We start from the raw sequence: 24537 nt of genomic DNA, 5'->3' as shown, positions 1-24537 counted from the left end.
TGCCTCCCGTGTGGTGACGCGATCAATCATCCAGCACCCACGTATCTTTCGTGCCGCCGCCCTGGCTGGAGTTCACCACCAGCGATCCTTCGTTCATCGCGACGCGGGTGAGCCCGCCGGGCACGATCTCGATCGAATTGGGTGACATCAGCACGAAGGGCCGGAAATCGACGTGGCGCGGGGCCAGGCCCTGCTCGGTGAAGATCGGCACGGTCGACAGCGCCAGCGTGGGCTGCGCGATATAGCCTTCGGGCTTTTCCTTCAGCTTGGCGCGGAAATCCTCGATCTCCTGCTTGCTCGCAGCGGGCCCGATGAGCATGCCGTAGCCGCCCGATCCGTGGACTTCCTTGACCACCAGTTCGTCCAGCCTGTCGAGCACTTCGGCCAGCTGGTCGGGCTCCGAACAGCGCCAAGTCGGCACGTTCTTCAGCAGCGGCTCTTCGCCGGTGTAGAACTTCACGATCTCGGGCATGTAGCTGTAGAGCGCCTTGTCGTCGGCAATGCCGGTGCCCGGTGCGTTGGCGATGGTCACGCCGCCCGCGCGATAGACGTCGAAGATGCCGGGCACGCCCAGCATCGATTGGGGATTGAAACTGAGCGGGTCGAGATATTCGTCGTCGATCCGGCGATAGATCACGTCGACCGGCTTGTAGCCCTGCGTGGTCCGCATCGCGACGCGGCCATCGACCACGCGCAGGTCCGACCCCTCGATCAGCTCCGCGCCCATCTGGTCGGCGAGGAAGCTGTGTTCGAAATAGGCGGAATTGAAGGTGCCCGGCGTCAGCACGGCGACGTTCGGCTTGCCGAGGCATGCGGCGGGCGCGCAAGCCGACAGCGAACGGCGCAGCCATGTCGGGTAATCGCTCACCTCGCATACCGGCACTTCGGCGAACAGCTCCGGGAACATCTGGAGCATGATCTCGCGGTTTTCAAGCATGTAGGACACGCCCGAGGGGGTCCGCGCATTGTCTTCGAGGACGTAGAATTCGTCGGGCCCGGTGCGCACGATGTCGGTGCCGATGATGTGGGTGTAGATGCCGCCTGGCGGATCGAAGCCCATCATCTTGGGTAGGAACGCCGCGTTGTTGGCGATCAGGGTGGCGGGCACGCGGCCCGATCGCAGGATTTCCTGCCGGTGATAGATATCGTGCAGGAAGGCGTTGATCGCCTTCACCCGCTGTTCGATGCCCTTGGAAAGTTTGCGCCACTCGTTGCCCGAAAGCACGCGCGGCACGACGTCGAAGGGGATCAGCCGCTCGTCGGCCTCATCCTCGCCATAGACGTTGAAGGTGATGCCGATCTTGCGGAAGAAATTCTCCGCCTGTTCGGACTTGCGGGCAACGCGCTGGTCGGGCTGGGAATCGAGCCAGTTGCGAAATGCGCGATAGGCCGGGCGAATATCATCGCCATTGCCATCATCATATCCGAGCATTTCGTCGAAGTTCAATTGGGCCCCCGGCCTTACGTTGTTTTCTTTCTCGGTTCAGGCGACTGCCCGTAGTCAACTATCCAACAGCGCTTGCCAAGCATTTGTTCCGCAACTGCGAAATCTTCACCTCAATCCCCACATATCAGCCATCGACCCGGCCCTCGATCAGCCGGTCGACCAGCGAAGGATCGGCGAGGGTCGAGGTGTCGCCCAGCGACCCGTAGTCGTTCTCCGCGATCTTGCGCAGGATGCGGCGCATGATCTTGCCGCTGCGGGTCTTGGGCAGGCCGTCGGTGAAATGGATGCGGTCCGGCGTGGCGACAGGCCCGATTTCCGTGCGGACCTGCTGGCGCAGTTCGGCGGCAAGATCGTCCGAGCCTTCTTCGCCCGCATTCAGCGTGACGTAGCAATAGATGCCCTGCCCCTTGATATCGTGCGGGAAGCCGACGACCGCCGCTTCCGACACCTTGGGGTGCAGCACCAGCGCGCTCTCCACCTCGGCCGTACCCATGCGGTGGCCGGAGACGTTGATCACGTCGTCCACCCGGCCCGTGATCCGGTAATAGCCGCGCTCGTCGCGCTCGCACCCGTCGCCGGTGAAATACCTGCCCTTGTAGGTGCTGAAATAGGTCTGCACGAAGCGATCGTGGTCGCCATAGACCGTGCGCGCCTGACCCGGCCAGCTGGCGGTGATGCACAGGTTGCCCTGCGCCTCGCCTTCGAGCACGCCGCCTTCGTTGTCGACCAGCTGCGGCTGCACGCCGAAGAACGGCAGGCCCGCGCTGCCCGGTTTCATGGCGTGCGCGGCGGGCAGGGTCGTCAGCATCACGCCGCCGGTCTCGGTCTGCCACCACGTGTCGACGACGGGGCAGCGCCCCTCGCCCACCACGCGGTGGTACCAGCGCCATGCCTCGGGATTGATCGGCTCGCCCACCGTGCCGAGCAGGCGAAGGCTGGAGCGGTCATGCGCGGTCACGAAGCCGTCGCCTTCGCGCATCAGCGCGCGGATCGCGGTCGGCGCGGTGTAGAAGATCGAAACCTTGTGCTTCTCGACCACCTCCCAGAAGCGCCCGTGATCGGGGTAGTTGGGCACGCCTTCGAAGATCACCTGCGTCGCGCCGTTCAGCAGCGGGCCGTAGGTGACGTAGCTGTGCCCGGTGATCCAGCCGATGTCCGCCGAACACCAGAAGATGTTGTCGGGCCGGTGATCGAACACGTAATGGAACGTCGTCGCGGTCCACACGCCGTAGCCGCCGGTGGTGTGGAGCACGCCCTTGGGCTTGCCCGTCGATCCCGAGGTGTAGAGGATGAACAGCGGATCTTCGGCGGCCATCGGCTCGCACGGGCAATCCTCATCGCTGGCGAGGTCCGCGTACCAGTGGTCGCGGCCCTCCTTCATCGCGATGGCGGTGCCGGTATGCGCGATCACGAGCACGCCCTCCACCGGCGTCTCGTGCTCGTCGAGCGCGGCGTCGACACTTGCCTTGAGCGCGATCGGCTTACCTCCGCGCACGCCTTCGTCAGCGGTGATCACGAAGTGGCTGTCGCAGTCGATGATCCGCCCGGCGAGCGCTTCGGGAGAGAAGCCGCCGAACACCACCGAATGGATCGCGCCGATCCGCGCGCAGGCGAGCATCGCGATCACGCCTTCGGGGACCATCGGCATGTAGAGCGTGACCCGCGCGCCCTTGGTCACGCCCATGGCCTTCAGCGCATTGGCCATGCGCACGACTTGCGCGTGAAGCTCTGCGAAGGTGAGCGTGCGAACCTCGCCCCTGGGATCATCAGGTTCGAAAATCAACGCGGGCTTGTCGGCCTTGTCCGCGACATGCCGGTCGACCGCGTTGTCGCACAGATTGAGCGTGCCGTCGGCGAACCATGCAATCTCGACCGGATCGAACGACCATTCGCCGCCCTTCGTGGGCGCCTCGATCCAGTCGAGACGCCGCGCTTGCTCCAGCCAGAAGGCGTCGGGATCGGCAATCGACCGGGCATAGTCCGCGTCGTATTGCGCGCGCGTGCAGTTGGTGCTGGTGGTTTGCGTCGGCTGGACGAATTCGCTCATGAACGGCTCTCTCCCGGAATGCATTTTGCGCAGGGCTATCGCATGGCGCGCATCTTGGCGACCTGCGGCAAGCCGATGCAAGTGCGCCGACCAACTCCCATCGCGGATCGACGAACGACTTGCGCGCGCTTGCGTCGGCCAACACGGGCCAATAGCAGGTGGCTATATATCATCGGCGCCGGGTTTGGACCGATCGGTTTTTTCAGGGGATTTCAGATGCGTACCAGAACACTCACGCTCGCCATGCTGATGACGGGGGTCGCGGCATCGTCGCTGTCCGGACCGCTCGCCGCCAAGGAAGGCATGTTCACGCCCGAACAGCTGCCCGAAATCTCCGAGGATCTGCGCGAGGCTGGTCTCGAACTCGATCCCGAAGTCCTCTCCGACCTGACCGGCTTCCCGATGGGCGCGGTCGTATCGCTGGGTGGCTGTTCGGCCAGCTTCGTCTCGCCGCAGGGCCTCGTCGTCACCAACCACCACTGCGCGCGCGGATCGGTGCAGTACAACTCGACGGCCGAGAACAACTATCTGGAAAACGGCTTCCTCGCGAAGACGATGGGTGCCGAATTGCCCGCCGCACCCGGATCGCGCATCTACGTGACGACCGCCTTCAGCGACGTGACGCAGCGCGTGCGCGAGGGCACCGAGGCGCTGTCCCCGAACGAGCGTTACGACACGGTCGACCAGCGCACGAAGGACATCACCGCCGAGTGCGAGCAGGATGCCGGCTACCGCTGCCGGGTCGCGAGCTATTACGGCGGCGCGCAGTACAAGCTGATCAAGCAGCTCGAAGTGAAGGACGTGCGGCTCGTCTACGCGCCCGCCGATTCGATCGGGAAATACGGCGGCGACGTCGATAACTGGATGTGGCCACGTCACACCGGCGATTTCTCCTTCTACCGCGCCTATGTTGCGCCCGACGGCTCCTCCGCCGAATATTCCGAAGAGAACGTGCCCTACGCGCCCGACCACCACCTGAAGGTGAGCGCGGCCGGCCTTGACGACGGCGATTTCGTGATGGTCGCGGGCTATCCCGGTTCGACCTCGCGCTATGCCATGCTGGCCGAGGTGGAGAACACCTTCGGGTGGAACTACCCGACCTTCCAGACCCTGCTGACCGACTGGATCGACACCATCGAGACGGCTGCGCCCGAAGGGTCGGACGCGCGCGTGAAGTACGAAAGCCGCCTCGCCGGGCTCAACAATTACGAGAAGAACCTGCGCGGCCAGATCGAGGGCGCGCGCCGCGTCGGCCTGATCGAACGTCGGCGCGAGCGTGAAGAGGCGCTGGCCGCCTGGATCGCGGCCGATCCGTCGCGCAGCGATTACGCCCCCGCGATCGCCGACCTCTCCGCGCTCTCGCAGGAAAGCGCCACCGCGGCCCGGACAAGCTTCTGGTACGGCAACGCTACGCGCGCGCAGCTGCTCGGCGTGGCGCAGCGCCTCTATCGTCTCGCCCAAGAGCGCGAGAAGCCAGATGCTCAGCGCGAGTCGGGCTATCAGGAGCGTGACATGGCGTTCTTCCGGCAGGGTCTGCAGGCACTCGACCGGCGCTACGACGCAGGCGTCGACAAGGCCGAGTGGAAGCTGTTCCTCGATGGCTACCTCGACCAGCCCGAGGCCGAGCGCGTGGCTGTGTTCGACGAGGCGCTGGGGCTGACGGGCGTCGACGATGCAAAGCAGCTCGATGCGATCCTCGACGGCTACTATGCCAACACCTCGCTCGACGAGAGCGAGACGCGCCTTGCGCTGATGGATGCAAGCATCGCCGAACTCGAGGCGAGCGAGGATCCCTTCATGAAGCTCGCCATCGCGCTCTACGAGTACGAGCGCGGTCTCGAAGACGAAGCGGAGGAACGCGCCGGTCGCGCCCTCGCCCTGCGTCCCGCCTACATGGAAGCGATCACGCAATGGCAGAGCGAGCAGGGCCAACTGCCCTACCCCGATGCCAATTCCACGCTGCGCATCACCTTCGGCAACGTGATGGGCGGATCGCCCTTCGACGGCATGGCCTACCTGCCCTTCACCACGCTCGAAGGGATCACCCAGAAGGACACCGGCGAAGATCCGTTCAACGCGCCACAGCGCCAGCTCGATCTGATCGAGGCCAAGGATTACGGCAGCTACGAACTCGCCTCGATCGACTCGGTGCCGGTGAACTACCTGTCCGATCTCGACGTGACGGGCGGCAATTCCGGCTCGGCGACGCTCAATGCGCAAGGGCAACTAGTCGGCCTGCTGTTCGACGGTACGTTCGAAAGCGTCAATTCCGACTGGGATTTCGATCCGCGCACGACCCGCTCGATCCATGTCGATTCGCGCTACATGCTGTGGGTGATGGAAAAGGTCGACGGAGCCGACAACCTGATCGCGGAAATGGATATCGTCGAATAATACGACGGTTCTGCAAGGAACGAGGGGCGGCCTGCGGGTCGCCCTTTCTGTGTCGTACGGCCCGATCGCACGGGTACCGACCGACGCCTTCAAGCTTTGTTAGGCATGACCGGTTAGTGGTTCCCTATGAGGATCGACGAAAGGCTCCCGGCCGCCTCGTCCGATCGCCCCGAGGGGCGGTTGAGGGCGACGCAGGGCTTGCTCCCGTGGCTCATGCGATGGAGCCACGGCACACCGATGGAATTGCGGCCCGCCATGGGCGGAGCGCTGCTCTCTTCCCCCGGCGCGATCATCCTCGGTGCGATCAATGGCCTTCTGCTCGCCGCGCTTGCCGTTTACGTCATCGGCGGCGTCGTAATCACCGCCATCGCCGTCGCGCAATTGCTTTTGCTGCTTGCCCGTCTGGTCAGCCAGAAGCGGGTTGCTGCCATCCGCGCTAAGGGTGAGGTTCCGGCGATCGACACGTCCGTCTATCTGTCGATCCTCTGGTGCGCCCTGCAGGGAGGCCTACTCTTTTTCGCGATGCGATCCGCGAACCCGGTCATGATGGTGATCTGCACCGCCCATTGCATGGGACTGGTGGGCCCCCTGTGCGCGCGCAATTACGCCGCGCCGAAGCTGGCCCTGCTGCTGGTCTCGCTGTGTGTCGGCCCGCTCATTCTCGGCGCGATAAGCACGGGAGAGCCGCTCATGCTGGCGTTGCTCGTCCTGCTTCCAGGCTTCATGCTCGGCTCGACCCAGCTGCTGGCACATTACCGCAACGCCATGCTCACGGCACTGCATGCGGAGATGATCAACGCCGATCGCGCGCGGCACGATCCGCTGACCGGGTTGCTCAACCGCCACGGGCTGGAGCGGATCATGAAAGGCCTGGCGAGCGACGAGGTCTTCTCGCTGGCGTGTTTCGACCTCGACGGGTTCAAGCCGATCAATGATCGCTTCGGCCACGCCGCCGGCGATCGCCTGCTGTGCGAGGTCGCGGACCGGATGAAGGACGCCCTCACCGACGGGCAGGTGCTGGCGCGGATCGGTGGGGACGAGTTCCTCGCGCTGCTCAAGGGTCAGGGTCCGCTCGCCGCCGAGACGACGATCGACCGGGTCCTCTCCCGCGTCTCCGACGCTCCCTATGCGGTCGATGCGAAGAGCCTCGTGGAGATCGGCGTGACCGCGGGCTTCGCGTGCTATCCGGAGGATGCCACCAACATCGCCGACCTTCATATCCTTGCCGACCGGGCCATGTACGCCGCGAAGGAAGCCGGCAAAGGCTTCGGCACGCGTTACGAACCCTCGCTAGCGGCGTGAAAATCTCTCCGCTTGGTTGCGCCTAACGCAACAAACGGTACCCGATCCGCGCTAGAGATTATCGGTCATGGCGGGTATGCGAACCACCATGTTCGATGCCGTCGATCCCATCACCCTGGCCCGGATCCAGTTCGCGTTCACGGTCAGCTTCCATTTCATCTTTCCGGCCTTCTCGATCGGGCTGGCAAGCTATCTTGCTGTCTTGGAAGGACTTTGGCTGAAGACCGGCAAGACGGTCTACATGGACCTGTTCAAGTACTGGCTGAAGATCTTCGCGATCGCCTTCGCCATGGGCGTCGTTTCCGGCATCGTCATGTCCTACCAGTTCGGCACCAACTGGGCAGTGTTCAGCGACAAGGCGGGGCCCGTTGTCGGTCCGCTGATGGCCTACGAAGTGCTGACCGCGTTCTTCCTCGAGGCCGGGTTCCTCGGTGTGATGCTGTTCGGGATGAACCGCGTCGGCAAGAAGCTGCATTATGTCGCCACTCTGATGGTCGCGGGCGGCACCTTCATCAGCGCGTTCTGGATCCTCTCGGTCAATAGCTGGATGCAGACCCCCGTCGGCTACGAGATGGGCGCGAACGGCCAGTTCCTGCCCGGCGACAGCTGGGTCGAGATCATCTTCAACCCCAGCTTCCCCTACCGCCTCGTCCACACCGTTCTGGGCGCGTACATCACGACCGCCTTCGTGGTCGGCGGCGTGGGCGCGTGGCACCTGCTGAAGGACCGGACGAACGGCCATGCGCGCAAGATGTTCTCCATGGCGATGTGGATGGCTGCGCTGGTCGTGCCGGTCCAGATTTTCGCGGGCGACATGCACGGGCTCAACACGTTGGAGCATCAGCCGCAGAAGGTGATGGCGATGGAAGGGCATTACGAAAGCCATCCCGACGGCGCGCCGCTGATCCTCTTCGGCATTCCCGACAGCGAGGCGCGCGAGGTCAAGTACGCGGTCGAGATTCCGAAGGCTTCCAGCCTGATCCTCAAGCACGATCTCAACGCTCCGCTGGACGGGCTCGATACGATACCACTCGACGAACAGCCTCCCGTGGGCATCGTCTTCTGGTCGTTCCGCGTCATGGTCGGGCTCGGCTTCGCGATGCTCGGCGTCGGCCTGTGGAGCCTGCTCGCGCGCTGGCGCGGCAAGCTCTACGACTGGCGCTGGCTTCATCGGGCCGCGCTGGTCATGGGGCCGGCGGGCTTCGTCGCGGTGATCGCGGGGTGGATCACCACCGAGGTCGGTCGCCAGCCTTACGTCATCTACAACCTGCTGCGCACCGCCGATGCGGCCAGCCCGCTCGACGCGCCTGCCGTCGGCGCTTCGCTGATCGCCTTCGTGGTGGTCTACTTCGCGGTCTTCGGCACCGGCACTTGGTACATCCTGCGCCTGATGAGCCATCCGCCGCATCTGGGCGAGATGGGAGTGAAGCGCGGCGATACCGGTCCGATCCGGACCGCCGGCATCACCCCGGGCCCGACGCAGGATCCTGGAAACCTGAGCCCCGACTCGCTGTCGTCGCTCAAATATGTCGAGCCCGAAGACCCGGAGGTAAAACTGTGAACGTCAGCACCGACCTGACCACGATCTGGGCCTTCATCATTGCCTTCTCGATCTTCGCCTACGTGGTGATGGACGGCTTCGACCTTGGAATCGGCATCCTCTTCCCCACCTTCGCGCCGGGGCGCGAGCGCGACCGCGCGATGAACTCGATCGCACCGGTGTGGGACGGGAACGAGACCTGGCTGGTGCTGGGCGGCGGCGGGCTGTTCGCGGCCTTCCCGCTGGCCTATGCGGTGATCCTGCCCGCGACCTATCCGCTGATCATCGCGATGCTGCTGGGCCTGGTGTTTCGCGGGGTCGCCTTCGAATACCGCTGGCGCGATCCCGGCCACCGCAAATACTGGGACGCCGCCTTTACCGGCGGCAGCATCGTCGCCGCGCTGGCGCAGGGCATGACGCTGGGCGCGTTGCTTCAGGGTATCGAAGTGACCGACCGGGCCTATTCGGGCAGCTGGTTCGACTGGCTCACCCCCTACACCCTGCTGACCGGCATCGGCACGGTCGCGGGCTATGCCCTGCTCGGCGCCACGTGGCTGGTGTGGAAGCTCGACGGAGAGGGGCAGGCGCACGCGCGCAAGCTGGGCAAGATCGCCGCGCTGGCGACGCTCGGCCTGATGGCCGCGGTCAGCCTGATGAACCTGTTCGTCCGTCCCGAATACGCCGACCAGTGGTTGACCGCGCCGCAGATCTACTTCGTCGCTCCGATCCCCATAGCCACGCTGATCGTCGCCGGTTTGATGTGGCACGGGCTGTCGCGCGATCGGCACTCGAAGCCCTTCTGGCTGGCCCTGACGCTGTTCTTCCTCGGAATGGCTGGTCTTGGCGCAACCATCTGGCCCCACGTGGTCCCGCCCGACCTCACCATCTGGGAAGCTGCCGCGCCCGAACGGAGCCAGATCTTCATGCTTGTCGGCGTGGCGATCACCATGCCGCTGATCATCGCCTACACCGCGTGGGCCTACTGGGTCTTCCGCGGCAAGGTAGGGGACGAGGGGTATCATTGACCCGGCAGGGCGAACCCGAAGCACCGCTGTGGAAACGGCTGGGCTGGATGGCCGCGATCTGGGGGGCGAGCGTGGGCGTACTCGGCATCGTGGCCTATGCGATCCGCTGGTGGCTCAGCCTGGGCTGACGCCCCGCCGCGACCATCGGTCGCCAATCGAAACTTAATTTTCGCCGCTCCCTCGTCATTCGGCGACCGCCAAACTATAGCGGAAGGCGATGCGCGCCGCGTTGCCTCTCGCTCTCGCCGCCCTCGCACTGGCGGGTTGCGCCAACCTGGCGCCCCAGCGTGCCCAGCCCGAGATCACCGCCCAGCTCCCCGGCGACTTCCCCAATTCCGAGAATTCAGGCCCTTACCGGCCCGATGCCTGGTGGACCGATTACGATGATCCGGTGCTCGACGCGCTGGTGCGCGATGCGCTGGCCGACAATCTCGACATTGCCGAAGCGTCCGCGCGAGTCGCGCAGGCTGCGGCACAGGCGCGTATTGCCCGCTCCGCCCTGTTCCCGCGCGTCAATGCCAGCGTCGATGCGAACTATTCGAACCAGCCGCTCTCCGGAAATGCCTTCGGTGCGCTGGCGGGCGCACAGGGAGGGGGGCAGGATGGCGGTCAGGGCGGTCAGGAGCCGCCGACCCGGATCGAGAACGACAGCTACTCACTCGGCCTCGGCGCATCTTACGAGCTCGACCTCTTCGGCCGCGTCCGCAACGATTTCGCTGCCGCGCGCGCCGATGCCATCGCCGCCGAGTACGATTTCCGCTCGGTCCAGCTTGCCGCCGCAGCGGAGACCATCGCGACCTATTTCGAAGTCGTCGACGCACGGCGCCAGATCGAGCTGACGCTGGAGACGATCGACCTTCTGTCCGAACGCGTGGCCCAGACCGAGGAGCGCTTCCGCCGCGGCCTGACCCAGAGCTTCGAGCTGTACCAGGTACAGCAGGATCAGCGGAACACGCAGGCATCGCTGCCTCAGGCGGAAGCCGCGCTGGACGATGCACAGGGGCGTCTCGCGCTGCTGGTGCGCCAGTATCCCGACGCGATGGAAGCGCGGCTTGCCCGGCCGCTTACCCCGCGCCTCGTCTTCGATGAAGTGCCTGCGGGGCTGCCCGCCGAACTGCTCGGCCAGCGGCCCGACGTCGCCGCCGCGTGGGCCCGGCTGGAAGCGGCGCGGGCGCGGGTCGGCGCGCGCAAGGCAGAGCGCTTCCCCTCGATCAATCTCACCGCCGGTCCGGGCACGCAGGGCGGCGATATCGCGGGCGCGTTCGATGTCGCCAACAACTGGGCGGTGAACCTTGCCGCAGGGCTGACCGCCCCGATCTTCCAGGGCGGGCGCATCTCCGCGAATATCGAGGCGGCGCGCGCGAACTACGATGTGCAGGCCACGATCTATGCGCGCACCGTCCTCACCGCATTCCGCGAAGCCAACAGCGCGATCGAGGATTACGAGGAAAACCGCCAGCGGTACGAGCTGATCCTCGCCCAGCTCGAGGAGGCGCAATTCTCCGCCGAGTTGCAGGCGCGCCGGTTCGAAGCGGGTGTGGGAGACTACGTCAGCTATCTCGATGCGCTGCGCGCGGTCTATCAGGTCGAGGCCGCGCTTTCGTCGGCCGGGCGCGGCGTCGCCCTGTCGCGGCTCGGCGTCCACCGGACGCTCGGCGGGGACTGGGCCGCCGGGATAGAGCCCAACGTGGTGGAGCTGGTTCCCGCTCTCCCAGAGGCCACACCCAGTGAGGAAGGACCCGAAGAATGAGCCGTCAGGCGATCCTCGTTCTCGCCGTGCTCGGCGGTGCTGTCGCGCTGGCTGCGCTGATGATCTTTCTGCGGCCCGAAGCAGAAGAGCAGGAAAGGATCGAGCAGGCCCCGCTGGTCCAGACCGCGCCGTTCGAATCCGCTACCGGCGAACTCGAAGTGCGCGGAAGCGGCACGGTGCAGCCGCGCGAAAGCGTAACGGTGGGCGCGGAAGTCGCCGGGCGGCTGGTCTACGTGAACCCCGATTTTCGTGAAGGCCGCATGGTTGCGCGCGGCGCGACGCTGTTCCGCATCGACCCGGTCGATTTCCAGAACCAGGTCCGCTCCGCCCGCGCCGATGTGGCGGCGCAGGACGTCGCGGTGCTGCAGGCGCGCGAGGAGGTGGAGATCGCGCGCGACGAACTGGAACGCTTCAGCCAGCGGCAGGCGACGCGCGACGTGCTGCAGGCGGGGATCGACCCCGACGATTACGCGGCGCGCATCCTGCCGCCGACGGTGCTGGCGCGGCAGGCCTTTTCCGGCTCGCGAGACGGCGCAGCGTCTTCCGCGCCGGCACCAAGCCGCCTCGCCACGCGCGAGCCGCAGCTGCGCTCCGCCCAGGCTGCACGGGAACGGGCGGCGGCGAACCTCGAAGCAGCCCAGCTCTCGCTCTCGCGCACGCGCATCTCCGCGCCCTTCGGCAGCCTGGTGCGCGAGGAGAGCGCGGCTGTCGGCACGCTGGTCCAGCCGGGTCAGGCGCTGGGCACGCTGGTGGCGACCGATGCCTTCGAAGTGCGCGTCGCACTGACCGAAAACGAGGCTGCGCTGATCCCCTCGCTGCTGCGCCCGGGCGGGGGTCGCATTCCGGCGAGCGTCTTCTTCGATTACGGCGGCATCACCTATCGCTGGGAAGCCTTCGTCGATCGCGCGGACCCGATCCTCGATCCCGAGACGCGCACCATCGACGTCTTCCTGCGGGTGCCAGCGCCGCTGCAGGGCGGGCAGCCGGTGACCGAAGACGCCCCGCCGGGGCCGCCCCTGCTGCTCGGCAGCTTCGTCGATGCGCGGATCACGGGCGAAGCCTCCGTGCCCTTCGCCCGCATCCCGGTTACCGCGCTGCGCCCCGGAAACGAGGTGTGGGTGGTGCGCGACGGGCGGCTTCGCATCCTGCCTGTGCGCGTGATCCAGCGGACCGACGAAATTGCCTATGTCACGACGCCCAGCCTCGCTGCGGGCGGGCGGATCGTGACCAGCAACCTGCGCGCACCGACCGACGGCATGCGCGTGCGCACCCAAGCGCCCCAAGGTCGGCGCCAGGAACAGCGGCAGTCCGCTTCGAACGAGCAACCGACAGGTGAGTGAGACCGAGCAGGACCAGCCGGGCGGCGCGGTCGACCGCCACGGTAACGAGGCGTCCGACCGCGCGCGCGATCGCTCGGGCCCCATCGCGTTCATGGCGCGCAACGGTGTCGCCGCGAACCTGCTGCTGCTGCTGATGCTCGTCGCCGGGTACTTTTCCTACACCAGCATCGTGCAGGAGGTGTTCCCGGAGAGCAGCCTCGATACGATCACCGTCTCCGTGACCTACCCCGGCGCAACGCCCGAGGAGATCGAGGAATCGATCGTCCAGAAGGTGGAGGAATCGGTCGAGGCGATCGAAGGCGTGAAGGAAATCACGGCCACCGCCTCGGAAGGGCGCGGCTCGGTCAATGTCGAGCTCGATCTGGGTAGCGATATCGCCCGCGCGCTCGACGAGGTGAAGTCGGAAGTCGACCAGATCCAGACCTTCCCCGACGAGGCCGAAGAACCCGATATTCGCGAACTCACCACCCGGCAGGTGGTGCTTCGGATCGCGCTGTTCGGCGATGTCAGCGAACGCACGCTCAAGGAAACGGCCTACCAGCTGGAGGATGCGGCCTCGGCGCTGCCCGAGATCAGCTATGTCACCACGTCCGCAGTGCGCGATTACGAGATCTATGCCGACGTCCCGCAATCGCGCTTGCGCGCGCTCGGCCTCTCGCTTCCCCAGATTGCGCAGATCGTGGGCCAGTCGAGCCTCGACACCCCGGCAGGCGCGATCGAAACCGGGTCGGAGGAAGTGCGCGTGCGCACGATCGGCCAGAATTACGACCAGCAGGATTTCGAGAACATCCTCGTCCTCACCACGCCCGACGGCGCGAGCCTGACGCTGGGCGACATCGCCGACGTGCAGGACGGGTTCGAGGATGCCGACCTCATCACCCGCTTCAACGACCAGCCGGTCGCCTTCGTCGACATCTATCGCACCAGCGACGAACGCGTGCTCGATGTGGCCGAAGCGTCGAAGACGCTGATCGAGAGCGACTTCGACCTGCCGGCGGGAGTCGAATACGCCATCTGGGAAGACAGTTCCGAGCTGCTGCAGGACCGGCTCGACCTGCTGCTGCGCAACGCGGCTTTCGGGCTGATCCTCGTGCTTGGCGCGCTGACCCTGTTCCTCGACCTGCGGCTCGCGGCGTGGACCGCGGTGGGCATCGGCGCGACCTTCGTGGGCGCGATCTTCATCCTCGACTGGGCAGGCTCAAGCATCAACATGTTCTCGCTCTTCGGCTTCATCCTCGCGCTCGGCCTAGTGGTCGACGACGCGGTGGTCGTGGGCGAGAACATCTATGCCGAGCGCGAACGCGGGCGCACCGGGATGGGCGCCGCCATCGCGGGGGCGCAGCGGGTGAAAGTGCCCGTCTTCTTCGCGGTCGCCACCACCATCACCGCCTTCCTCCCGCTGCTGGCCGTCGGCGGGGTCATCGGCAAGATCCTCGCCGACATCCCGCTGGTCGTCATCGCGGTGCTCGGCCTGTCGCTGATCGAGGCGCTTTACGTCCTGCCCCACCATCTCAGCACCCTGCCCGATCCCGAGCATAAAGCCGGCAACAGGGTCACCCGCTTCTTCGCGCGGGTGCAGACGTGGGTCGATGCGCGCTTCCAGGCCTTCGTGAACGGCCCGCTCGACCGGGCGCTCAAGTTCACCGTGCAGATGCCTTACCTGATTCTCGCGGGCGGGGTCGCGCTGCTGATCCTGTTCGTGGCGATGCTGCCCGCGGGCATCATCAAGTTCAGCTTCTTCCCCGAGATCGAGGGCGACATCGTCAGCGCCACGCTCGAAATGCCCTCGGGCACGACGGTGGAGCGCACCGCTGCGGTGACCGAGCGGATCGAGGCGGCGGCCGATCGCGCGATCGCACGCTTCGACGGCGATCCGCCCGGCGAGGACGCGCCCGACAATGGCGTGGGGCCCTATTTTCTCGAAGCGGTCTATACCACCATCGGCCTCGCGCAGACCGGCGGCGGTCCCGGTGGCCCGCAGAGCACGATCCGCCCCAACCTCGCGAATGTGCAGGTGAGCCTCGTGCCATCCGCCCAGCGCGAGGTTTCGGCTGTCCAGATCGAGGAGGCCTGGCGCGAGGAACTGGGCGAGGTGCCCGAGGCCCGCTCGCTCACCATCTCATCTTCGCTGCTGGGGCTCGGCGAGCCGGTCAACGTGCAGCTCAGCCACCCCGACGAGGCCGTGCTCGATCTCGCGGCGGATCGCCTGATGAACGAGCTTTCGCGGGTCGGCGGCGTGTTCGATATCGAAAGCGACCAGGACGCGGGCCAGCAGGAGATCGAGCTTCGGCTGAAGCCCTCGGCAAGATCGCTGGGCGTGACGCTGCAGGATGTCGCGGGCCAGGTCCGCGCCGCCTTCTTCGGCGCCGAAGCGGTACGTGTGCAGCGCGGGCGCGAGGATGTGCGGGTCTATATCCGCCTGCCTGAGGACGAACGCGACTCGATCGCCGATATCGAGAGTTACCGCGTGCGCGTGCCCGGCGGCGAAGTCGCGCTGTCGAGCCTTGCGGACGTGTCCTTCGGCGAAGCGCCCTCGGTCATCCGGCGCGAGGGCGGGCGGCGGATCACCACGATCACCGCCGACGTCGACAGCGACACGATCACCGGGCAGGAGGTCGCCGCGCTGCTGCAGGAAGAGATCATGCCGCAGCTGACGGCGGATTACCCCTCGCTGCAATACGACTTCGGCGGCGAGCAGGAAGAGCAGCAGGAGAGCTTCGGCGATCTCGGCAGCGCCTTCCTGCTGGCGCTCGTCGCGATCTACGGGCTGCTTGCGGTACCCTTCCGCTCCTACGTCCAGCCGCTCATCATTATGGCGGCGATACCCTTCGGCATGATCGGGGCGCTGATCGGCCACCTGCTGCTGGGCATTCCGCTCGGCATCCTGTCGATGTTCGGGATCATCGCGCTGTCGGGCGTGATTATCAACGGCGCGTTGGTGCTGATCGACTTCCTGAACGAGAATCTAGCAGCGGGGATGGAGCCCGACGAGGCGGTGATCGATGCGGCGAAGTCGCGCTTCCGCCCGATCATGCTGACCGCGATCACGACCTTCCTGGGCGTGGCGCCGATCACGTTCGAAACCAGTCTGCAGGCACAGTTCCTGATCCCGATGTCCGCCAGCCTCGGCTTCGGCGTATTGTTCGGCACCGCGCTGCTGATCTTGCTGATCCCCGCACTCGCAATCATTCAAATGCGCGCGGTCGCACGCATCCAGCGCTGGCGCGGAAGGGGTCGCAAGGAAACGGCCCCCGGCGGAGAACCGATGGGGACCTAACACAGGTACGCGTCGGCCCCCCGACTGGTCAGAGGGTCGGGATCAGGCCAGCTTGCGGCGAACGAGAATCGCCCCGGCGGCAAGGCCGAAGATCAGCGCGATCGGCGGAGCGGGCACTTCGTGCGAACCACCGCCGCGCGAACCGGTCGGCTCGCCATGGGGCGGCTTGGTATAGGCTGCGGCAGGCGTTGCGAAACCGAGGATCGCGATCCCGGCAAGCGCGGTGAGCAGTTTCACTGGAATTCTCCTTACTCGATCGGGAGGAGAATTGCGTCGCCTACCGCGCCATGTCGAGCTGCTTGATAGGGGCTGACCGATTTCGGCACGGATCGCGGCCAGCCCCTTAATAGCCCTACTCGGCGGCAACTGCCTCCTCTTCGGGAGCGCCAATGGGCTGGTCGAGCTTGCCGATCATATCCTTGGGGCAAACCTGCCAGACGTGCTCCAGCGTCTCGCTCCAGCGGTCCAGCAGGCCCTTCGCATAGGCACTGTGGGTCAGGTCGACATGCCGCTGCAAGAGGTCGTGCAGCTCGCCGCGCCAGTGATCGTTTGCGAGCCGCTGCCACAAGATCGAGCCCGGATTGGCCATGCGTTCGAACTTGCCGTCCGGATCGTAGACGAAGGCCATGCCGCCGGTCATACCGGCCCCGAAATTGCTGCCGACCGAGCCGAGGATCACGGCCCGTCCGCCGGTCATGTACTCGCAGCCATTCGCACCGCACCCTTCGACCACCGTCACGGCGCCCGAATTGCGGACCGCAAACCGCTCGCCCGCCTTGCCCGCCGCGAACAGCGCACCCGACGTGGCCCCGTAAAGCGCGGTGTTGCCGATGATACCGTTGGCCTGGCTCTCGCGATTGACCCCTTCGGGCGGATGCAGCACGATCTCGCCGCCGGACAGCCCCTTGCCGACATAGTCGTTCGCATCGCCCGCAACCGTCAGGCGAATGCCCCTGGCGAGGAACGCGCCGAGCGATTGCCCCGCGCTTCCGGTCAGCCGCAGGTCGAGCGTGCCGTCGGACAGCCCTTCCGGCCCGTGCCGCGTCACGACGTGGGACGACAGGCGCGTGCCGACCGCGCGATAAACGTTGCGGACCTCGGCATGGATCGTGGTCTGCGTGCCATCCTCCAGCGCCGGACGCGCCTCTTCCAGCACTTGTGCATCGAGACTGTCGGGCACCGGATTGCGATGTTCGGGAATGCTGAACACGCGCGGCTCGTCGGTCTGCACCTTCTGCAGGATTGGGTTGAGATCGAGATCGTCGAGATGCTCGGCACCGCGGCTGACCTGCCGCAGAAGCTCGGTACGTCCGATCACCTCTTCCAGCGTCGCGACGCCCAGCTTGGCGAGAATCCGCCGGACATCCTCGGCAAGGAAATCCATCAGCTGGATGACCTTTTCGGGGCTGCCGCCGAACATCGCGCGCAGGCGCGGGTCCTGCGTACACACGCCGACCGGGCAGGTGTTCGAATGGCACTGGCGGACCATGATGCAGCCCATCGCGACGAGGCTCATCGTGCCGATGCCGAATTCCTCGGCGCCCAGAATCGCGCCGATCACGATCTCGCGACCGGTCTTGAGCCCGCCGTCGACGCGCAGCTTCACCTTGTGGCGCAGGCCGTTGAGCGCGAGCACCTGGTTGACCTCCGCTAGGCCCATTTCCCACGGCGTCCCTGCAAACTTGATGCTGGTCTGCGGGCTCGCCCCGGTGCCGCCGGTGTGGCCCGAGATCAAGATCGCATCGGCATGCGCCTTGGCCACGCCCGCCGCGATCGTGCCGATCCCCGCCGCGCTGACCAGCTTCACGCACACGCGGGCGCGCGGATTGATCTGCTTGAGGTCGTAGATCAGCTGGGCGAGATCTTCGATCGAGTAGATATCGTGGTGCGGCGGAGGCGAGATCAGCGTCACCCCCGGCGTCGAGTGACGCAGCTTCGCGATCACCTCGTCGACCTTGAAGCCCGGCAGCTGCCCGCCCTCGCCCGGCTTTGCGCCCTGCGCGACCTTGATCTCGATCTCTTCGCAATTGTTGAGGTAGTGCGCGGTGACGCCGAAGCGCCCGCTCGCCACCTGTTTCACGCCGCTGTTCGCCAGATCGCCGTTCTCGCGCCGGGTGAAGCGTTCGGCGGACTCGCCGCCTTCGCCCGACACCGCCTTGGCCCCGATGCGGTTCATCGCGATCGCCAGCGTCTCGTGCGCTTCGGGGGACAGGGCGCCCAAGCTCATCCCCGGGGTCAGGAATCGTGTGCGGATCGCCTCGCCCGGCTCGACCTCGTCGAGCGCCAGCGGCTCGGCCGCCTCGTCGATACCCAGCAGGTCGCGCAGGTAGATCGGCGGCTGATTCTCGACCACGTCGACGAAGCGGCGCCATTGCTTTTCGTTGCCCGTCGCACATGCGGTCTGCAGCGCATGCATGCCCTGCGCGCCCCACGCATGCGTCTCTTCGCCCGCACGCTGGCGATAGAAACCGCCCACGGGCACGTCCGGATGCCGCTTGCCGAAGGCCTTCGCATGGCGCTTTGAGGCGCTGAGATGGAGCGACGCGTAGCCCTCGCCCGAAATCTTGTTCGGCATTCCCGGGAACAGGTCCGCCGTGATCGCGCGGCTGAGGCCGACGGCTTCGAAGTTGTAGCCGCCGCGATAGCTGGAGATGACCGAGACGCCGATCTTGGCCATGATCTTGAGCAGGCCGTCTTCCAGCGCAGTGCGGAAATTGGCGAGCGCCTGTTCGCGCGTGATGTCGCCGTAGAGGCCGCGTTGGTGGCGCGACAGCAAGGCCGCTTCGGCGAGATACGGGTTCACGGTCGTCGCTCCCACGCCGATCAGGACCGCCAGCGTGTGCGTGTCGAGGCATTCCGCCGATCGTACGTTGATCGACGTGAAGGACCGCAGCCCCTTGCGCACGAGGTGCGTGTGCACTGCCGCCGCGGCGAGGATCATCGGCACCCCGACGCGATCCGGCCCCGTGCCTTCGTCGGTCAGGAAAATCTCCAGCTTCCTGTCCTTCGCCATGGCTTCGGCCTGGGCCCTGATCCGCTCGATCGCGCGCCGCAGATCGGCGGATTCGCCGTGGGCACGATAGGTGCAGTCGATCGTCCCGACATTCTCGCCGAAGCCGACCCGCAGCCGCGCCCATTCCTGCGATGTCAGGACCGGGCTTTCGAGCACCAGCACGTTGTCGTTCTGGTCCTCTTCCTCGAGGATATTGGCGAGGTTGGCGAAGCGCGTGCGCAGGCTCATCACGTGCCGTTCACGCAAGGAGTCGATCGGGGGATTGGTGACCTGCGCGAAGTTCTGGCGGAAGAACTGGCTGACCGGGCGCGGATTGGTGCTGATCACCGCAAGCGGCGTGTCGTCGCCCATCGAACCCACGGCTTCCTTGCCGTCGAGCGCCATCGCATCGAGGATCAGCTCCATGTCCTCGGTCGACATGCCCGCAGCGGTCAGGCGGCGCGTCAGATCGTCCTCGTTCAGGGCGGGAGCAGCCCTTTCGTCCTGCTTGGGTAGCGCGTCGATCCCGCGAAAGCCCGCCACCAGCGCGCCGTAAGGGGCCTCGCGCGCGATCCGCGCCTTGAGTTCCTCGTCACGCAGCAGCTGGCCTTCGTGGAGGTCGATCGCGATCATCTGGCCCGGGCCAAGCCGGCCCTTCTCGACCACGCGATCTTCCTCGAGCGACACCATGCCGCTTTCCGATCCGACCACCAGCAGGCCATCCGCAGTCCGCGAAAAGGCGAGCGGCCGCAGCGCGTTGCGGTCGAGCCCCGCGACCGCCCAGCGACCATCGGTCATCGCGAGCGCGGCGGGGCCGTCCCACGGCTCCATCACCGACGCCATGTACTGGTACATCGCGCGGGTTTCGTCCGGCATGTCGGGCGAGACCTGCCAGGCTTCGGGGATCAGCATCGACTTGGCGGTGGGCATCGCCTTGCCCGAGCGGACCAGCAGTTCGATCGCGGCATCGAGGCTGGCGGTGTCCGACGCACCGACCGGGATCACCGGCTTGATGTCGTCCGCCATGCCCGCGAAGGCGAGGCTCGCCATCTTGATCTCGTGCGTGCGCATCCAGTTCTTGTTGCCGCGGATCGTGTTGATCTCGCCATTATGCGCCAGCGTGCGGAACGGCTGTGCCAGCCACCATTGCGGGAAGGTGTTGGTCGAATAGCGCTGATGCAGGATCGCCATCCGGCTGGTGACCAGCGGATCGCGGACATCGGGGTAGAAGGTCGCCAGGCTCTCCGCGAGAAACAGCCCCTTGTAGACGATCGAGCGCGCGGACAGCGAGCAGATGTAGAAATCGCGCAGCTGCGCTTCGACGATCCGCCGCTCGATCCGGCGGCGCACGACGTAAAGCTGCTTCTCGAACTCATCGAGCGATTGCTGGTCGGGCGTGGGCCCGGCGATCATCACCTGTTCGATCTCGGGCCGGGTTGCCTTCGCCTTGCGTCCGATCACCGAGGTATCGATCGGCACCTGACGCCAGCCATAAACGAACAGCCCGGCACGGATCAGCTCGGATTCCACGATCGTGCGGCAGGCATCCTGCGCGCCCAGATCGGTGCGCGGCAGGAAGATGACGCCGACCGCCAGCCGACCGTCGCGCACTTCGTGCCCGCTCGCATTGATCGCGCTGGCGAAGAAATCGACCGGCAGGTCGAGCAGAAGGCCCGCACCATCGCCGGTCTTCCCGTCCGCATCCACGGCGCCGCGGTGCCAGATGGAGGACAGCGCCTCGATCGCCGCGTCGACCACGCGCCGCGTGGACTTGCCCGAGGTCTCACCGATCAGCCCGACGCCGCACGCATCGTGCTCGCTGTCGGCGTGATACATGCCGTGCGCCGCGAGGCGGCGCGCTTCGATTTCCTGCTTCGTCATGCCGCAGCAAAGCCCCGCTCTTGCTCACGGCCGCGCGCGCGCTCCGTGACCAGAAAATTCTCGATGTGCTCCGCGACGTCGCGGCCATCGCGTACCGCCCATACCACGAGACTCGCGCCGCGCGCGATATCGCCGCCCGCGAAAACGCCGGGAAGCGTGGTCATCATGGTCTCGTCGCATTCGAGCGTGCCCCAATCGGTCACGGCCAGGCCTTCCTCGCCGAAGATCGCGGGCAGCGGCTCGGGCTCGAAGCCGAGCGCGAGGATCACCAGATCCGCATCGAGCGCGAAGCTGCTCGACGGGTCGACTTCCGGACGGCGACGGCCATCCGCACCGGGCTCGCCCAGTTGCATCCGGTTGGCCTGCACCTTCTCGGCGCGCTCGCCCCCTTCGATCGAGGCGGGGCCCGAGAGCCACAGGAACTCGACGCCTTCCTCCTCGGCATGGGCGACCTCGGTTCGGCTGCCGGGCATGTTGTCGCGGTCGCGGCGGTAGAGGCATTTGACGCTGGCAGCACCCTGGCGCACGGCGGTGCGCACGCAGTCCATTGCCGTATCGCCGCCGCCGATCACGACGACATTGCGATCCTTCGCCAGCAGGCTGCCGTCGGCATGGCTTTCGACCTCGTCGCCCAGCCCGCTGCGGTTCGATGCGGTGAGGAAATCGATCGCGCGGATCACGCCATCCTTGTCGGCACCATCCACCGTCAACTCGCGCGACTGGTAGACCCCGGTGGCGATAAAGATCGCATCGTGCTTCTCGCGCAATTGCGAAAGCGTCACGTCCCGCTCGCCCTCGCCGCCCACTTCGACACCGCGATGGATCCGAATGCCGCCTTCCTCGACCCGGCGGACCCGGCGATCGACAACGCTCTTGTCGAGCTTGAAGTTCGGGATGCCGTAGATCAGCAGCCCGCCCGCGCGGTCGTGCCGGTCGTAGATATGAACCTCGTGGCCCGCATTGCGCAGATATTCCGCTGCGGTCAGCCCGGCGGGGCCGGCACCGATGATGCCGACAGATTGCCCGGTCGGGGGGCCCGGCTCGATGGGCCGCACCCAGCCTTCGGCCCAGGCATTGTCGCCCAGGTATTTCTCGATGCTGCCGATGGTCACCGCGCCGTGGCCGGAAAACTCGATTACGCAATTGCCTTCGCACAGGCGATCCTGCGGGCAGATGCGGCCGCAGATTTCGGGCATGGTCGAAGTGCGCGACGAGAGATCGTAGGCTTCCTGCAGGCGCCCCTCGGCGGTCAGCCGCAGCCAGTCGGGGATGTGGTTGTGCAGCGGACAATGCGACTGGCAATAGGGCACGCCGCACTGCGAGCACCGGCTCGCCTGCTGCTGCGCCTGCTCGTCGGCGAAAGGTGCCCCGATCTCGAGAAAATCCGCACGGCGAGCGTCTGCCGGGCGTTTCTCGGGATAGGCCTGTTCGCGGTCGACGAAGGTGTTGGTTACGTTACGTGCGATGGGGTCGCCTCGGTCAGATGCGTGGGAATTTGCGTTTCGGAAAGCCTGCGCACCCTTCTGCGCATAACTTTAATAGCATTGGCGACACGGGAGGAAATTTCAATGCTAAATTGCTGCGAATGCGAAGACCTGTCCCCCACTAGACTACCGACTATCGGTACCCGGCCCTTTTGCGCCAGACCTCTTTCGCCTAGCCTGCGCGCCAACCGAGGAATGGAGAGTCCCGATGCGCGCAATTTCGAGTTTTCTGGCTGGCACCGCATTGTTCGCCGCGCCTGCGCTGGCACAGGACACCCCGCCCGCAATCAATACTGCCGACACGACCGAGAACGCCACACAGGGAATCGGCCCGGGCGCGCGGCCGGTGGGCGCGAACTGGAGCCGTTCGCCCGTGACGGCGCCCCACGGCATGGCCGCGACTGCGCATCCGCTGGCGACCCAGATCGCGCTTGATACCCTCAAGGCGGGCGGCAGCGCGGTGGATGCGGCGATCGCAGCCAATGCCGCGCTCGGTCTGATGGAACCGACCGGAAACGGCATCGGAGGTGACCTTTTCGCGATCGTCTACGATCCGAAGACCGACAAGCTTTACGGCATCAACGGCTCGGGCCGCAGCCCCTCCGGCCAGACTCTCGACCAGCTGAAGGCGAAGCTCGGGGACGCCACCTCGATCCCGCCGGTCGGCCCGCTGCCGATTACCATTCCGGGCACGGTCGATGCGTGGTTCGACATGCACGAGAGGTTCGGCAAGCTTTCGATGGCGGACAATCTCGCGCCCACGATTCGCTACGCGCGCGACGGACATCCGGTCGCACCGATCATCTCGATGTATCTCGAACGCTCGCTGCGTGCCTACGAGGCCCGCCTCGAACGATTCGACTACGATTTCGACAATGCCCGCGCGACCTGGTTTGCCGACGGCGACGCGCCCCAGCCGGGCGAGATGTTCAGGAACCCCGATCTCGCCGACACGCTCGAACGGATCGCCGCGAATGGCCGCGACGAATATTACGAGGGCGAAACCGCGCGGATCATCGTGGACTACCTGCGCGAACAGGGCAGCGCCTTCACGCTTGCCGATTTCGCCAACCACGACAGCGAGTGGGTCGATGTCTCCTGCGTCGGCTATCGCAAGGGCTACGAGCTGTGCGAACTCCCGCCCAACAGCCAGGGCTTCGCCGCGCTGCAGATGGTCAACATCCTCAAGAACGTCGATTTGTCGCAATGGGACCGCGGCTCCCCTCAGGTGCTCCACTACATCACCGAGGCCAAGCGCCTCGCGTTCGAGGATGTCGCGCGCTTCTACGCCGACCCCGAGTTTTCCTCTGCACCCGAAGAGCTGTTGAGCGACGCATACGGGCGCACAAGGTTTGCAGAGATCGACCCGACGCGTGCAACGCCCGCTTTCGGTCCGGGCGAACCGAAGCTGGAGGGCGAAGGCGACACGACCTACCTGACCGTGGCCGACAAGGACGGGATGATGGTCAGCCTGATCCAGTCCAACTATCGCGGCATGGGCGGCGGGCTGGTTGCGCCGGGGCTGGGCTTCATGTTCCAGGACCGCGGCGAGCTCTTCAGCCTCGATCCCGCGCACCCCAATGCCTACGCCCCCGGCAAGCGGCCCTTCCACACCATCATCCCCGCCTTCGTGAAGAAGGACGGCAAGCCTTTCATGAGCTTCGGGCTGATGGGCGGCGGGATGCAGCCGCAGGGCCATGTCCAAATTCTGGTGAATTTGGTGGACTACGGCATGAACCTCCAGGAAGCGGGCGATGCCGCGCGGCTGATGCACGATGGCGGACGCCAGCCGACCGACGCGCTTCTGGGCAGTGCAGCCGACACCGTCGATATCGACGATCTGGGCACGCTGATGGTCGAGCCCGGGGTGCCGACAGCGACGGTCGAGGCGCTGCGCGCGATGGGCCACAATGTCGAGATCGAGACCACCGGCATTCCCTTCGGCGGCTATCAGGCGATCGCGCGCGATCCGGAAACCGGCGTCTATGTCGGTGCCACGGAGATGCGCAAGGACGGGCAGGCTTCCGGCTATTGAGGGCAGGAGCCTAACCGGCGAAG

14 protein-coding genes are annotated in these 24537 nt (G+C 66.0%); 9 read left to right on the top strand and 5 right to left on the bottom strand.

From position 1 onward, the window contains the following. Positions 1–22: 22 nt before the first annotated feature. Both DL238_RS06415 and acs read right to left on the bottom strand, forming a co-directional pair. Positions 23–1432, bottom strand: a complete 1410-nt coding sequence (locus tag DL238_RS06415) for a circularly permuted type 2 ATP-grasp protein (RefSeq protein WP_199798055.1) — start codon at positions 1430–1432, stop codon at positions 23–25. 139 nt (positions 1433–1571) lie between these two features. After that, positions 1572–3494, bottom strand: coding sequence for an acetate--CoA ligase (acs, locus tag DL238_RS06410; RefSeq protein WP_115491503.1), 1923 nt, complete (start codon positions 3492–3494; stop codon positions 1572–1574). A 216-nt stretch (positions 3495–3710) separates the two neighbouring features. Here acs and DL238_RS06405 point away from each other — a divergent pair, with 216 nt between their 5' ends. The 8 genes from DL238_RS06405 to DL238_RS06370 all read left to right on the top strand — a co-directional run bounded on the left by DL238_RS06405 (position 3711) and on the right by DL238_RS06370 (position 16122). Next, on the top strand, positions 3711–5888 hold the full coding sequence (locus DL238_RS06405; RefSeq protein ID WP_115491502.1) for a S46 family peptidase: 2178 nt from the start codon (positions 3711–3713) through the stop codon (positions 5886–5888). 237 nt (positions 5889–6125) lie between these two features. After that, on the top strand, positions 6126–7190 hold the full coding sequence (locus DL238_RS06400; RefSeq protein WP_234030988.1) for a GGDEF domain-containing protein: 1065 nt from the start codon (positions 6126–6128) through the stop codon (positions 7188–7190). An 88-nt stretch (positions 7191–7278) separates the two neighbouring features. Beyond that, positions 7279–8751: a cytochrome ubiquinol oxidase subunit I gene (locus DL238_RS06395; RefSeq protein WP_115491501.1), complete on the top strand. Its 1473-nt coding sequence runs from the start codon at positions 7279–7281 to the stop codon at positions 8749–8751. Beyond that, positions 8748–9755 (top strand): cytochrome d ubiquinol oxidase subunit II, encoded by a 1008-nt coding sequence (gene cydB / locus DL238_RS06390; RefSeq protein ID WP_115491500.1) that lies wholly within the window; start codon positions 8748–8750, stop codon positions 9753–9755. Before DL238_RS06395 ends, cydB begins: the two co-directional genes overlap by 4 nt. Then, on the top strand, positions 9752–9883 hold the full coding sequence (locus DL238_RS06385; RefSeq protein ID WP_115491499.1) for a DUF2474 domain-containing protein: 132 nt from the start codon (positions 9752–9754) through the stop codon (positions 9881–9883). Before cydB ends, DL238_RS06385 begins: the two co-directional genes overlap by 4 nt. An 89-nt stretch (positions 9884–9972) precedes the next feature. Then, positions 9973–11505, top strand: coding sequence for an efflux transporter outer membrane subunit (locus DL238_RS06380; RefSeq protein WP_115491498.1), 1533 nt, complete (start codon positions 9973–9975; stop codon positions 11503–11505). After that, complete coding sequence (locus DL238_RS06375) at positions 11502–12845, top strand: efflux RND transporter periplasmic adaptor subunit (protein ID WP_115491497.1); 1344 nt, start codon at positions 11502–11504, stop codon at positions 12843–12845. Before DL238_RS06380 ends, DL238_RS06375 begins: the two co-directional genes overlap by 4 nt. Further along, positions 12838–16122, top strand: a complete 3285-nt coding sequence (locus DL238_RS06370) for an efflux RND transporter permease subunit (RefSeq protein ID WP_115491496.1) — start codon at positions 12838–12840, stop codon at positions 16120–16122. The genes DL238_RS06375 and DL238_RS06370 overlap by 8 nt, the downstream gene beginning before the upstream one ends. Before the next feature lie 42 nt (positions 16123–16164). Here DL238_RS06370 and DL238_RS06365 read toward each other — a convergent pair whose 3' ends face one another. The 3 genes from DL238_RS06365 to DL238_RS06355 all read right to left on the bottom strand — a co-directional run bounded on the left by DL238_RS06365 (position 16165) and on the right by DL238_RS06355 (position 22461). After that, complete coding sequence (locus DL238_RS06365; protein WP_115491495.1) at positions 16165–16359, bottom strand: hypothetical protein; 195 nt, start codon at positions 16357–16359, stop codon at positions 16165–16167. A 115-nt stretch (positions 16360–16474) separates the two neighbouring features. Then, positions 16475–20995 carry a glutamate synthase large subunit gene (gene gltB / locus DL238_RS06360; protein WP_115491494.1) on the bottom strand — a complete coding sequence of 1507 codons (4521 nt, stop codon included), beginning with the start codon at positions 20993–20995 and terminating at the stop codon, positions 16475–16477. Then, a complete protein-coding gene (locus DL238_RS06355; RefSeq protein WP_115491493.1) occupies positions 20992–22461 on the bottom strand; it encodes an NAD(P)-dependent oxidoreductase in 1470 nt (489 codons plus the stop codon). The genes gltB and DL238_RS06355 overlap by 4 nt, the downstream gene beginning before the upstream one ends. Positions 22462–22687: 226 nt before the next feature. Here DL238_RS06355 and DL238_RS06350 point away from each other — a divergent pair, with 226 nt between their 5' ends. Then, positions 22688–24514 (top strand): gamma-glutamyltransferase family protein, encoded by a 1827-nt coding sequence (locus DL238_RS06350; protein WP_115491492.1) that lies wholly within the window; start codon positions 22688–22690, stop codon positions 24512–24514. Positions 24515–24537 lie beyond the last annotated feature (23 nt).

The sequence above is a fragment of the Alteriqipengyuania lutimaris genome, from assembly GCF_003363135.1.
GTDB classification, from domain to species: domain Bacteria; phylum Pseudomonadota; class Alphaproteobacteria; order Sphingomonadales; family Sphingomonadaceae; genus Alteriqipengyuania; species Alteriqipengyuania lutimaris.
The sequence above is the reverse complement of the archived record's forward strand: the minus strand, read 5'-3'. Positions and strand labels throughout refer to the sequence as shown.